Here is a 12,384-nt window from a genome sequence, read left to right as displayed (position 1 = left end):
AGTCTCGATTTGCTACCTCATAGGAAAAAACTTCTAGGCAGTATTCCATGATCAATTTTCTCAGCTTATTCGATATAATAATCGAATTATGCTTTCCTGTTTTTTGTTCTTTCATTTCTAATCGATCTTTGGCAATCACTCGATCACGAGAAATTGTTAGAACGTCCGACAGTTTTAATCTGCGCAGATCTGAAATTCGATAAGCAGTATTTATTCCAATCGAAAATAGCAGCACGTTTCGTTGGCCCATTTTTCCGGAAGATAAAATAGCTTTCATGGCATCGATCTGTTTTTTGTCTCGAAATGGTTCAACAATTTTCAAAAAAATCCCTCTTTTTCTAAATCTGACTTAACACCATTATACCATTGTTTAAGTCAGATTTAAAGAAGGTATAAATGAAAGGCTTCCCTCGAACGTGAGTTGAGCCTTAGAGCTGTCTAGTTTTGTTGATTTTTATAAATCTGACACAATCCGTTTGTGTCAGATTTATAGCGAGCTTTTTTTTGATATTACTTCTTTCTTATGATCATAATTTTTGACTTTCGGATAACCTGATTCTGATTGATCATTTTTGTCCGATCGATACTTTTAAGTTTTGATAGTTTAAGTTGATGAAAAAATGAGTAAAAAATTTTTACTCATTTAAATTAGTTCAAAAACGAATTTTTAGGGGATTGCATTATTAATAGAATAGCGGCACTTATTTGTATGCATTCTAACTTGAGTTACTTAATATTATGAGCGTTACTTTTGAAAACTTGATATCCTTATACTAGCTCCTTGATTATAAATTATAAAAATGAAGACTTTTATTGAACAGCTAAAGAAGATTGACTATCTATTTTTCTTATGTAATAAGACAGTCTAAAGATCAACCAATTGGCTGATTTTTAGACTGTTCTCTATTTATTAAAAGGCAAACTGAAGAAAATATGAAGCAATTGTTGCAGCTGTAGCTAATGCTCCAGAGGAAAGTGCAACTGATCCCAATAGAATAGCACACACAGAAACTGTTACTCCAATAGCTACTGTCTCCAGTACATGATCAAGCCCATAGTCAGTGAAGAAATTCTTTTCTAACGTTATCTTGATTGTAAATGAAAATGAAACTTTACCTGCCCCAATATCCTTATCAATTACATTAACTGTAATCGCATAGGTCAAATCACCTTTATCATTCAGGCTAGCAGAACAAGAAATATTTCCATTTTTAACTCTTGCAGTAATTGATTCCATACCTGACAATAGATTTTTAGCAAAAATAACATCCGTATTTGAGTTAATCGCTTCTGTAAACGCAGCATCTATTTTACCATCGACAATCCTAAAAATTTGATCTCCTTGTGTTGGTGATATTCCTAAATTCTGTCTATACGTTACTTTTGAAACGAAAGGAACATGAAGAATAGTGACTTCTTCACCGAATGAAACAGTACCGCTGTTCAATAAATTAGTTAATGCCGGAAATTCAAAGTCTCGAACAACTTCTTTAATTTGATTTATTTCTGGTCTAATCACGTTTGTACCTGTGTTCCGTTCAGAAACTGCAACTTTGTCAATATAAATATGCCCTGCACCAGTTCCTACGCCATATGGAGGTTCATAAAATTGATCAAAGGCCCATTCTTTTGGCTGCGGATATCCTAAATTTGCCGAAAATCCTGAAGACATATTAGAGACATAACAATTTGGACTTGCTAGTTGTTTATCTGCCAAGATTTTACATACATTCCTAGGTGCATAAATCCCTACTTGATACATATAGAAATAATCCCAACTTCTTGAAAATTCTTCATGTGCCTCATTAATCCCTTGAAAGTAAGGAATTATGTGACTCTCGATTTGATCTAAAGTTGTGTCTACATCTACTGCAAAATAAATTATCTGATCAGCTGGTATTCCCAACTCGAAAGCACGTTGAAACGCCAATTTCCCATCAATTTTCCCTGCAGCTAACGAATAATCTGATAATTGAGCACTATTATCTTGATAAATAGGGATAATAGAAATACCGTTCTCCAATAACAACGTTGCTTCCTTTATTGTCAAGTTCTTAGGTCTTCTATTACTTCCAACACCAACGGTTCCCGTCAAATATCGACCAGCATAAGACATTCCCATAGATTTGACTGTATTAATCATAGCCTGATCCATAATAGTTGAAGCATCGAACCCCTTAGCTGATCGCTCTGTATCCCCAGTTGTAGATAAAAGTGCCTTAATCACTGGCATATCAGCTATTCCTGAATTCTGATTGCCAATCTTCATAAACTTTCTAAATTTGATTACGGCAGTTTCTACATCATTAGAGTATCTTCCATCAAACAATCCTGTATATTCCCCATTTACATACAAAGAATATTGTAATAATTTAATGTTCGCAACCGTTCCTTGTGTCTTACTTAAAGTTGGACAATTTGCTGTCGTACCAACTCCAAAGAATCCATTTGCTGTACCTACAGGCATTCCCATTTCACATTGTAGACCATAAATCAAAGCTTGATTAGTATCTCTTTGATACACACCGTCACAAGGTAACAATCCAAAATATGGGTAATAATTCTTGTTTAGTTTTCTTTGAATATCTCTTACACGATGATCTCCCCATGAAACACGGACAAATGACTGCATATTTAAAATTGCTTTCATGATCATTGAGCTCAAATTACCTACTGCCCCAGGATCGTCTAAGCTTTCAGCAAGACCACAATCTACTCGAATTTGCTTTATTGCTCCTTCTGTATAGGTTGTAAACTCTCCAAAATAGGTTTGATCATACATATCGTACCCCTTACACCATAATGCACATTGTAATATCTTAACCACATTTTCAGAGTAACTTCCGTTAACTTTCAATGTTGGCGCAATCATATCAAAAAGTCTTTCTGTGGTTGGTCCAAAATTGTTAGATAATGCACTAATTCCAAGTTCAATTTGTAGAGCTCTTGTCAAGGCATTCACTGTGTCCCAACCAGTTTTACCTGTTAACTCTACAGTAAAAAATCCTTGTTTCCCCTTATATGTTTCATTTACCCATTTCTGGGCTTTTAATACTAATGGATCACTCATTAAATCTCCTCCTTAATTATCTTTTCTTGTATTTAACAATTACTAAAAGCAAAAACGTCTTTTTGCTTTTAGTAATAGATCTAGAAACCTGAAAATAGTATCCACTTTTTTGTACATACTATTGCCAAATTTCATTTTTTAATAAACAGGATATCCTATACAATTATCATAAAACAAAAAAGGAAACAAAAACTATCATAAATCTTTCATATCCCTCTCACACCTTAGTTCTCGTATTCTTCTATGTAAATTTTCTCTTAGAGAAGCATTCACTGCCTTTTATTAGAAATAAAAAAAGAAATCTAGATTGAACACTAGATTTCTTTCTATTAATAATTAATAACTTATACTTTTAGTAGATAAAATAGCGACAGCCATAAACAGGATTATACGTAGAAAAATAGCCAACGTATGTCAAGCTTCCAAATTGAGGTTTACTAACCGATGGAGAATATATCCATTTACCATTTGCTGGAACATAAACTGTTGCATGTGGATAAGTCCCACCGAGTGACTGATACACGAAATTGAAAGAATCCTTTTCTGCTCTGAGACCAAAAAATGGATTTGCTACAGTATCCTTAAATGCAAAACGCATTCCACTATATTGCCAACCAGTTCCAGTAAAGGGATTTGATGGATATTCCTTAGTTAAATAATTTATATTGTATATACCTGGAATCGTTGCAACCATAGGAGCTATTGTTGGTGTCTGCGGTTCTTTAGCTTCTTCAACTTCTAAATCACTTGAAGAACTTGTCTCTTGGAATGCTTGGCTAAGCATATCCTCAGTAACCGTTTCTGTATCACCTTCCGCTAAAGCCTCCTCTAAAACGCTTACAAATTTTATTGAACTTTCCTCTGTTAATATTCCATTGGAAACTGGGTTGTAGACCATTCCTTCTCCTGCTTCAATAGAATTTTTCATCTGTTCTAACGAAGCTGCTTCACTCTGAGTTCCAAATAGAAAAAATGTTGCGCCAAATACAAACAAACTTAATGAGAACTTTAATACTTTTTTCATCTTAAATACCTCCTAATTTTTTACTACTACATACAATATATCGTACATTAGCAAATTTTGCAATATTAACCATACATTTGATCTGTATAAAAATACCAAAAAGTAAATTTAAAAACACTAACTTTACGAATTCAACAATGATTGTGCAATTCCAATTTTATTCTATTTCAAAAACGAATGTTTTTGGCATAGGTAGTGTTTAAAACTTCTATTCATCAAAAATGAATAATTCGTCTATGGTCTTATTCAATGCAGTTGCTATATCAAAAGCGGCCAAAAGAGTTGGAATATATTCATGCTTTTCTAACCTATACAGAGTATGATAAGAAATTCCAACTTCTTCAGCTAATTTACTTCTACCTATTCCTTGCCCTTCTCTGACCTCTTTAATATTGTTTGCCACAACTCCAGGTACCCATCTATATTTATATCTCTTTGAATGAAAAGCCACTATGTCCTCCTTAATCTCGTTGATCAAATAGAATTTGAGTTACCTCATCAACAATAGGGAGTATCTCCTGTTTAAATCTATTTAAATGACTCATCATTTCTTGACCATCATTTTTTCTGTTCCTACCGTATTTTTTACGGAACAATGGCGCGCTACTGCTAAGTAACTGCCTAACTGCATTGTTCATATCAGCGTACGTATCTATCTCTTCAATTTCTTCTTTAGTGTAATTTTTAACCATTGGATTAGATATCTCGATATCAAATAATCCATATTTTTCCATTATTGCTAACACATCAACTTTTATTTTCTGAATGTCTTTCACTCATATTCCTCCTGTTATTTGGTAATCTCTTGCTCAAACGCAAATGCGACTCCATTGGCTGTAACAGCAAATCCTTCACAAACTACTACCTCTGTTTCTTTATTATCATGATTGATCATTTGTACTGCTTTAACATGATATCCATTAAACTCCAGCAATTGCTTTACTTCATCGATCGTCCAATCATAAAGCTCATTATTATACTGATCCTTTAATCTCACTCGTTTATTCATGATTCCACGGAACATAAAACTGTCTTTATCCTTGTTCCACCGGAGGAATTCACTCAACAATCCTTGTTCATACGGAGATAACCTGGTATGTGGATTATGAGGATAAATACTGCCATCAATAATACTGATCAAGACTCGTAAAAATGAAGGTGTAACTTTTTCAAAAATCATCATACCAACAAAATAGTTCTCGTTTACTTCTGATTTTTCGAATGTAGTTACCAAATCCTCTACTACAACAGCAGAACTAAGTTCCACAAATTCAATAGTGATTGACAAATATCGATCATCCGATAAATCAAAATATATGGAATTACTTTTTCCTAGTTCATTAGCAATTTGGTAAACTCTGATACTCTGCTTGTCCATTCTAAAATTTAGTGGCCGAGGACTGGACTCGATAGTAGCCTGAAGGCACCTAACAATCTCTACTTTACTCATTGATCCCCAACCGACAATGGATCGATCGGGAATTTTTCCGTAGACGCTTTCAATAGTAAATAAGAGTTCCTTTTCTTGATAAAAGGGAAAAGCCCATGTCTTACTAACCGGCAGCCATTTCCCTTTTAACTTATGAGCTTGATCAACAAACTTTTTATTGTATGGGCAACTGACAATAATCTTGTTTTTCAGTTTTGCAATATACATACTTAATTCACCTTACTAACAGAATAAAAATCTATTTTCTAGTTCCGCATCATATAGATCTGATTCGTTAAGTGGCGCGTCCAAATATGCATATACAGTAGCAATTGATCTGTCCATCCATTCCTCACCAAACTCACTATCAGGAAAATCCCAACTGCTATCACCAGTTAATTTAACGGAAACTGATTCAAAGAAAAGTTTCTGAAGTGATCGCTGCATCTCTTCCTTCAGTTGATTTGACAACACTCTAGTCGGTGGGAAGAAATTAGCAAACGGATCTTTCGATTCTCCTTGCTGCTTTGGTTCATCGAGTGACGTTGTTGGTTCTTCATCATCTGCTAAAAATAATTGATTTATTTCATTAACTACTTGATCAATCGTTTCTTCATTTGTCATTTCCCATACACATTTATAGCTTTGCTGATCAGCAGCGTTGCTAATGGTGTTAAATGACGGAATTACATGCATGATATTTCCAGACAAGTTGAAATTGACTTCGATTAGTTCGTTGCTCAAACTTTCAGCAAGCAAATAGACTACTGTTGATTTTAACTCATGATTTGATAGCGGAGCTATCTTTGCATTATTTCGTAGGTTTTCAACTTCCAAAACTCTGTTCTTTAGGATACTTTCTACCATTTTATCAATGTTCGCAAAAGTAATCTTTTTTCTTTTCGTAGTCATTATTTTTATCTCTCCTTTTAAAAAATTAGTAGCGGTAAATTGCCATTTAGCACCCATTCAAGTGCTTCTATTCTTGATTTTATTTCAATAATTCTCTCGGTTCCATCTGTTGTTTCAAGCTCAATTTTCAACTGAGATATCTCATCTTCAATTTGCTTCTGACTCTTCATGCTGCTTCCTAAAAGTTCAGTGGCAATCTCTGTTAAAATGATCCCATTGTCTAAACTAATATTCCCAACGTCAGCCTTGTTAGTATCTTTTCCGCTGTAGGTTGGATCTAAACCATTCTTGTATCGATTAAGCATTGTCTCACTAACCTTATTGTCAATAAGCTGCGCAAGCTTATAAGACGAATAAATGTTAGACTCAAGCAACTCTACAATTTTCTTTTTATCAGCTATTCCCATATATCCCCCTACTCTCTTCTTGTTAAACTTATTATACCATATAAACGTTGTGTACACAACATTTATATGGTAAATATATTTAACTTTTTTCTTATAATTTGCTGATCTATGTAATAAAACACCGTTGAAATTAATTTATATCTATTGTTTACACAAAAAGAGTGATCACTACGCAGCTGCGCATGATCACTTTAGGCTATACTCAAATTTTACAAATTTAGTTTAGATCCGGAAGTATTGCAACAAATCCAAATACTACATAATCTTCTTTTTGTTCAAAGTCAGTAATGTAAATGATTTCTACAGTTAATATTCTTCCTGTGTATCTTCCATTTTCAAATTCTCTCAAATTTACGATATCATCGACTTTGAAATTCCTATCATTTCTCCTAATTTCAAAATTTTTCAAGCCTTGAAGAACATCTTTAAAATATTCTGGCCCAATCTTTAAATCGTGATCAGCTTTGTTCTCTAGACAGGAACTACAAAGATTGTCAGTTATCCAGTAGCAACCTCCTACACAAGCATTATTCTGTGTACAGCCACATTCAACACACTTTCTTGTATCTTCATCAAAAATGGATTCCATTAGATACATTCTCCTTTTCTGTTTGTCCTAAAAACCGTCATTTTAGAAGTTTTTTTCCTTTAAACGAAAATACAATTTACCATTATACCGAGTTATCTCACACCAGTCATTATTCCATTCCTGTTTTAAAGTAGTAATTAGACTAGGCTTTGGATTAGAGTAATATGTTTCACAATGATCCAAAATTTGATCTATTGTTCGATCTCCTTCTTTTTCTATTTTTTCAATTATAGGTCTATCGCCATCAATGAATTGTTCACTTCTGACTTCTATTAATCCTTCACTGTTTTTCTCTGCATTTTTGTCACCTAATTTTGCAGACTTTAAATATCTTTTTATATTTTCGATCATAACTTTGTATTCAGTGATTGTTTCCCCACCTTTAGATCCTCCAACATTCCTGTGTGACCATTCAGTTATGTTTTTCCTGATATCATATCCAACACCTGATCGCTTGCGTTCAACATATAATCGATTAAACTTTGCGACATTTGACCGATAAATGGATCTGCGTTTACTATCTAAATCTACATATAAAATTCCTATCCCTTTTTCATTTGCCCATGTATCAATAAACTTTGTTGGACGTGGCTTGCTGAACCCATTACTTTTTGGATAAGGAACAGCTATATAGACATACTGTGCATACTGCAAGCGTTCCTCTGCCTGCTCTAGTAGCTTAAAAGAAAATCTAGTTTTTAATTCTACAATTATATTAGTGCTTCCTGAAATTCCGAGAACATCAGCATCTGAAATTTCAGGGTACACATTTTCACAGCCAACTTCGGTTAGCAGCCATTCTTTCACTGGTTCATATAAATCTTTCTCTTTCATTTTTCACCTCTCCCAAAAACCGTCTAATCTGTTAATACTATCCATTTTTTACTCTCTTGATCAAACCCTAAACAATCTGCGTGAACGTTTTTGAAAAAATTGTAAACGAGATAAGCTAAATCGAGATATCCTTCGCATTCCCTTTTGCATACATTAACAAATTCATACGTTGCAGGAGCATAGTGTTCAGGAACTATAGCCCAATTATTAACTAAACATAGCAGCATATTGATTTTCTTTCGATTATCTGCAGTGTCTTTAATCAATACACATTCTAGCTCTCCACCTCCTGCAGAACTATCAAGCACTTCCATCTTATTTAATTCATTTTTCATTACTTCTAACATTTTTTTCTCCTTTCCAAATACCGTCATTTTTAAATTTAATTATCGAACCAAAATACTATCCGTATTTTTTTAGGATCATAAACATACATTTCATGACCTCTATCTTCTAAAGCAGATATAATATTTTCTAAAGAATTGTTTGGAGTATTCCATTTTCTCCTAACGTAACTCTTATCAGAAGTCCAACCACACCAAGAATTTGGGCTTATTCCTTGATCAAGTTTATCTGCTTGATCCTGAGAAATAAATCCTTCACATTCTACAGTAGGGTACTTTTCAATATATTGTTTTAATTCATCTAAGTTCAAGTAACTATGAGAATGACCATCAAGTCCCCAAAACTCAGATTCTTCTTCTACACTCGCTGTTACATCCTTAGGCAACCCCTTAGGTTGAGAAATGTATGGATTGTTGCCATCGCTTCTAACATCCGCTAAGATTGAAAAAAACCTGTAGTCACGACCTCTAAATACTGATACTTTTTCATATCTTTCTTCACCTTCAGAATGTGAGTAGTCTGGATTTCTTTTATAAAAATCTCCATTTACCCATGTTTCTGTTCCATTAACATTTTTCAAAATTTCTGTGTGAATATGAATATCGCAACCCATTATAATTGCCCCTTTCTTTTTTTGTTCCAAATACCGTGATTAAACAATTAGATCATACAAACCCATAACATCAATATCAGCGGTTGTTAATTCTACAATTTCTACATCTTCTTTTTGGGTGTAGAAATGTTTTCTAGTTATTGCCGAGATCCCTCTCTCTGCCCCCTTTAATGTCTTATATGTTTTTGGTCTTATTTTTCGACTTTTGGCTTCACTTCTTTCTACCGTTCCGATAAAGCTTGCATCTTCATCACCTGCAAAATAGACATTTACAAAGTAACCTCTGTATTCTTTCAGATAGAGTGCATAAATACCTGTTTTCAATTTGACTCTCCTTTCCTAAAAAAACGCCATTTATGTTCAGCTAGTGATAATACCAGCTGAACACGCAATCATACATAATTATCAAATTTTCCTTTATTCTTATTCGTAATTCTTTCAGGAATAAAGGAAACTATTTTTTTTATAGGAATATCCGGTTCACCTTCAAAGAAGTTTTCATTCACCGAATATATTTTAGGCTCACTATTTTCATCATAATCTACATCTTTGTATAGTTTTCCATGATTATCTTCATAAACTGGTCTACCATTATCATCAATTCCAATAAACTTCATTTCTATAGTCATATTCCATTTCCTTTCTCGAAAACTTTGATTTTTACTTACTTTTCTTTATTTGATTCTTCTCTAATGACAACAATGTTTCTTTTTCACATTCTAATGACCAGGAGTCAATGCGAAAATCATTAGCATAACTTCTTGCATCAAACAGGGCATCCCATACTTTTTGTTCCCTATCTTGAGGACGAACCAAGTTTGCAACTCTAATTTTTTCGATCTCTTTACCTGCAGCAGAATAAAATTGTTCGCTCTTTTTACTAGTAAACTTCTTATTTTTAATATCATCGCCTAAATCAAATTGATTCTCTTCAAAAATACCTTTTTTTACTAAGAACAAATATTTTTTATTAAGCCTAGATAAGTCTCCATTGATTCTTTTTTCTATTTTTTCTATTCTTTTTTTACATGCATTAATTTGAATTTCATTTTTTGTTGCCATCTTTATTCTCTCCTCTTTATGAAAATAGTAAAAACACTATTTGGTAATTATCTTTGTTCCCCTTGAGTCAAACAAAGTATCAACTACCTTATCCCTACTTTCTAAATTGATTTTTGATAAATATTTTTCAATCTTACTTACATCCTCGGAATATAAGATATAGCCTAAAGAATCGGCATCTTTTTCGCATAAAAGTTCTTTGTATATATTTAGTGTTTCCATTGTTACCTTTTTGATATCTTCAACAGTTCTAATTGCGACGTTTCTATAACGAATTTCATCAGCAACTAAGTATTCCACTTCTATTTCTTTCTCAGAATAATGTGTAATTCCCGCTGGTTCCATAAATATTCCTGCACTTAGTATCTTCATTCTGAAGTCTCCTGTTCTTATGTATTATTTTTTGTTTAATGACTAATTCCTTACAACTAATTATACTATTACTACCATGTGATTACAACTATAAAAAGAAAAAGTAGCGACATTTTTATCGCTACTTTTTAGCTATTTTTTTAGAGGCGGCAAGCAATCTCATAGACAACTGATACTGTTACACTATTTCCTGCTTGCTTATATAATTGGCTATTTGACTGCTTTTGATCATATTTACAATCGTAGTGATCCAGTCCGTTTTTAAGGATATCAAATGCAATTTCTTTACTGTTAAACTTAGCAGCAAGAAATGCCCAATCAGGAAATGCTTGAAGTCGCCAACATTCTAAAGGTGTCAATTTTCTGATTCTAAGTTCTTCTGTCAGGACTCCTTGTTGATCACCTGTCAAAATTGTATTTGATACATTTTTTCCGACACGTCCTCGTCTATAAGCTGAGTCGGGAAATGAGAGATTTATACTGTCACCTGGTGTTGCTTCAGCGTAGCCTTTTATAGTCGCTTCTTTTATTGCTATCTTTGGTTCTTGTCCTCCTCCTTGCATAGTCATTAAAGTGGGTGATACGCCTTCAGGACTTACAACACTACCACTTTGTCTATAGGTACCTGGTAGTTGGCCAACGACCATAATTCCATGACGATCCTGTGCTGTAATAGTAAACATGTCATCCCCATCATTTTTAAATCTACGGCCATTCTGTCGCTTGTTTAGTCGGTCCGGCGTTAAGACCGGCACGGCTATCTTACTACCTTCACCTTTATTGGTGGTGATCGTTGGTGAAAGTCCTTCAGAATGATATACATTGCCATTCATTCCATGGTTTGACGGATTGACATTCCCAACGACAATCTGTTTTGGGGCTTTGTAATCAGTCGCAGTTAAGGCTCCCATCAATCCATCTGTGTAAAAAGTGCGTTCTCTCGTGTTTTTAGAGCAATCATTATCTTTATGTGTTGTACCGGCCAAGTTTATTTTGCTTGATTGACAATCAGCTGCGCTGTCTTCTCCGGCGAGAGGAAAAATTGTTCGGGTATCTGCTCCTCTAAGACATCCGACAATATAGACCCGTTCTCGATTTTGCGGTACGTATACTTTAGAGTTAAACAATTGCCATGAGCAGTCATACCCCAATTCATCCAGCGTTCTGAGGATCGTCTCAAAGGTAGCTCCTTTCTCGTGGTTGAGCAATCCTTTGACGTTCTCAAGCAATAAGTACTTAGGTTTGAGTAGTTTAGCAAACCGTGCGATTTCAAAGAATAAAGTTCCTCTTGTATCTTCAAATCCTCTCCGTTTTCCAGCAATGCTGAAAGCTTGGCATGGAAATCCTCCGCACAAAACGTCGACGGGTCCAATTCCTCTAATAAATTCATCTGTAACTGTTGTGATATCATGCATTTCCACCTCTCCTGTTGTGTTGTGTATTGCTTTATAGCTTTGTCTTGCAAACTTATCAATTTCACAAAATCCGATACATCTATGACCGGCTTTTTCCATTCCAAATCTAAAACCACCTACACCAGCAAACAGATCCAAAAACGTTAACGATTTTTTCTTTTTGATCGTTGCATTGATCACTGGTAAATTGGTTTCATTTTTTTGTTGTTCTTTTACAGTATTCATAGTTTTTCTTTCCCACATGTGTATCAAGTATTTCAAGCGCTTGATATACATAGTTTAACGGTTAGCCCGTTGGGAAAGTGTAGGATC

At 34.1% G+C, this 12,384-nt stretch carries 16 protein-coding genes and 1 pseudogene; all 17 read right to left on the bottom strand.

What is annotated here, in order from left to right; all coding sequences use genetic code 11:
* Window positions 1–322 (bottom strand): annotated as a pseudogene (locus H3T55_RS16480) (site-specific integrase); the annotation flags it as partial.
* Window positions 323–910: 588 nt separating this feature from the next.
* The gene (locus H3T55_RS16475; RefSeq protein WP_225535436.1) at window positions 911–3,070 is read right to left on the bottom strand and encodes a glycoside hydrolase domain-containing protein; all 2,160 of its coding nucleotides are present in this window, start codon (window positions 3,068–3,070) and stop codon (window positions 911–913) included.
* A 352-nt stretch (window positions 3,071–3,422) separates the two neighbouring features.
* The gene (locus H3T55_RS16470; protein ID WP_225535435.1) at window positions 3,423–4,094 is read right to left on the bottom strand and encodes a hypothetical protein; all 672 of its coding nucleotides are present in this window, start codon (window positions 4,092–4,094) and stop codon (window positions 3,423–3,425) included.
* A gap of 208 nt (window positions 4,095–4,302) precedes the next feature.
* Window positions 4,303–4,545: a helix-turn-helix transcriptional regulator gene (locus H3T55_RS16465; protein WP_225535434.1), complete on the bottom strand. Its 243-nt coding sequence runs from the start codon at window positions 4,543–4,545 to the stop codon at window positions 4,303–4,305.
* A gap of 10 nt (window positions 4,546–4,555) precedes the next feature.
* Window positions 4,556–4,870, bottom strand: a complete 315-nt coding sequence (locus tag H3T55_RS16460; RefSeq protein ID WP_225535433.1) for a hypothetical protein — start codon at window positions 4,868–4,870, stop codon at window positions 4,556–4,558.
* A 14-nt stretch (window positions 4,871–4,884) separates the two neighbouring features.
* A complete protein-coding gene (locus tag H3T55_RS16455; protein WP_225535432.1) occupies window positions 4,885–5,751 on the bottom strand; it encodes a hypothetical protein in 867 nt (288 codons plus the stop codon).
* A 15-nt stretch (window positions 5,752–5,766) separates the two neighbouring features.
* A complete protein-coding gene (locus H3T55_RS16450) occupies window positions 5,767–6,492 on the bottom strand; it encodes a hypothetical protein (RefSeq protein WP_225535431.1) in 726 nt (241 codons plus the stop codon).
* A complete protein-coding gene (locus H3T55_RS16445) occupies window positions 6,453–6,842 on the bottom strand; it encodes a hypothetical protein (protein ID WP_225535430.1) in 390 nt (129 codons plus the stop codon). Before H3T55_RS16445 ends, H3T55_RS16450 begins: the two co-directional genes overlap by 40 nt.
* 217 nt (window positions 6,843–7,059) lie before the next feature.
* Window positions 7,060–7,431, bottom strand: coding sequence for a DUF3850 domain-containing protein (locus H3T55_RS16440; RefSeq protein ID WP_088272000.1), 372 nt, complete (start codon window positions 7,429–7,431; stop codon window positions 7,060–7,062).
* A 42-nt stretch (window positions 7,432–7,473) separates the two neighbouring features.
* Complete coding sequence (locus H3T55_RS16435) at window positions 7,474–8,265, bottom strand: hypothetical protein (RefSeq protein ID WP_225535429.1); 792 nt, start codon at window positions 8,263–8,265, stop codon at window positions 7,474–7,476.
* A 23-nt stretch (window positions 8,266–8,288) separates the two neighbouring features.
* Window positions 8,289–8,612 (bottom strand): hypothetical protein, encoded by a 324-nt coding sequence (locus H3T55_RS16430; protein WP_225535428.1) that lies wholly within the window; start codon window positions 8,610–8,612, stop codon window positions 8,289–8,291.
* 35 nt (window positions 8,613–8,647) lie between these two features.
* Window positions 8,648–9,253, bottom strand: a complete 606-nt coding sequence (locus H3T55_RS16425; protein ID WP_225550255.1) for a hypothetical protein — start codon at window positions 9,251–9,253, stop codon at window positions 8,648–8,650.
* A gap of 9 nt (window positions 9,254–9,262) precedes the next feature.
* On the bottom strand, window positions 9,263–9,547 hold the full coding sequence (locus tag H3T55_RS16420; protein ID WP_225535426.1) for a hypothetical protein: 285 nt from the start codon (window positions 9,545–9,547) through the stop codon (window positions 9,263–9,265).
* 68 nt (window positions 9,548–9,615) lie between these two features.
* Complete coding sequence (locus H3T55_RS16415) at window positions 9,616–9,852, bottom strand: hypothetical protein (RefSeq protein ID WP_225535425.1); 237 nt, start codon at window positions 9,850–9,852, stop codon at window positions 9,616–9,618.
* Between the two features lie 31 nt (window positions 9,853–9,883).
* Window positions 9,884–10,285: a hypothetical protein gene (locus tag H3T55_RS16410; protein WP_225535424.1), complete on the bottom strand. Its 402-nt coding sequence runs from the start codon at window positions 10,283–10,285 to the stop codon at window positions 9,884–9,886.
* A gap of 36 nt (window positions 10,286–10,321) precedes the next feature.
* On the bottom strand, window positions 10,322–10,657 hold the full coding sequence (locus H3T55_RS16405; protein ID WP_225535423.1) for a hypothetical protein: 336 nt from the start codon (window positions 10,655–10,657) through the stop codon (window positions 10,322–10,324).
* 140 nt (window positions 10,658–10,797) lie between these two features.
* Window positions 10,798–12,297, bottom strand: a complete 1,500-nt coding sequence (gene dcm, locus H3T55_RS16400; RefSeq protein WP_225535422.1) for a DNA (cytosine-5-)-methyltransferase — start codon at window positions 12,295–12,297, stop codon at window positions 10,798–10,800.
* Window positions 12,298–12,384 lie beyond the last annotated feature (87 nt).

This window comes from Enterococcus sp. S22(2020) (genome assembly GCF_020295385.1).
GTDB classification, from domain to species: Bacteria; Bacillota; Bacilli; order Lactobacillales; family Enterococcaceae; genus Enterococcus_L; species Enterococcus_L dunnyi.
This window is presented reverse-complemented; position numbering and strand designations above follow the sequence as displayed.

What these genes read in the sequence shown, in the direction of transcription:
- H3T55_RS16445 (WP_225535430.1), bottom strand. Translation starts at nt 6,842, where the DNA reads ATGGGAATAGCTGATAAAAAGAAAATTGTAGAGTTGCTTGAGTCTAAC.
- dcm (WP_225535422.1), bottom strand. Translation starts at nt 12,297, where the DNA reads ATGAATACTGTAAAAGAACAACAAAAAAATGAAACCAATTTACCAGTG.
- H3T55_RS16435 (WP_225535429.1), bottom strand. Translation starts at nt 8,265, where the DNA reads ATGAAAGAGAAAGATTTATATGAACCAGTGAAAGAATGGCTGCTAACC.
- H3T55_RS16405 (WP_225535423.1), bottom strand. Translation starts at nt 10,657, where the DNA reads ATGAAGATACTAAGTGCAGGAATATTTATGGAACCAGCGGGAATTACA.
- H3T55_RS16415 (WP_225535425.1), bottom strand. Translation starts at nt 9,852, where the DNA reads ATGACTATAGAAATGAAGTTTATTGGAATTGATGATAATGGTAGACCA.
- H3T55_RS16450 (WP_225535431.1), bottom strand. Translation starts at nt 6,492, where the DNA reads ATGGGTGCTAAATGGCAATTTACCGCTACTAATTTTTTAAAAGGAGAG.
- H3T55_RS16440 (WP_088272000.1), bottom strand. Translation starts at nt 7,431, where the DNA reads ATGGAATCCATTTTTGATGAAGATACAAGAAAGTGTGTTGAATGTGGC.
- H3T55_RS16470 (WP_225535435.1), bottom strand. Translation starts at nt 4,094, where the DNA reads ATGAAAAAAGTATTAAAGTTCTCATTAAGTTTGTTTGTATTTGGCGCA.
- H3T55_RS16475 (WP_225535436.1), bottom strand. Translation starts at nt 3,070, where the DNA reads ATGAGTGATCCATTAGTATTAAAAGCCCAGAAATGGGTAAATGAAACA.
- H3T55_RS16410 (WP_225535424.1), bottom strand. Translation starts at nt 10,285, where the DNA reads ATGGCAACAAAAAATGAAATTCAAATTAATGCATGTAAAAAAAGAATA.
- H3T55_RS16430 (WP_225535428.1), bottom strand. Translation starts at nt 8,612, where the DNA reads ATGTTAGAAGTAATGAAAAATGAATTAAATAAGATGGAAGTGCTTGAT.
- H3T55_RS16455 (WP_225535432.1), bottom strand. Translation starts at nt 5,751, where the DNA reads ATGTATATTGCAAAACTGAAAAACAAGATTATTGTCAGTTGCCCATAC.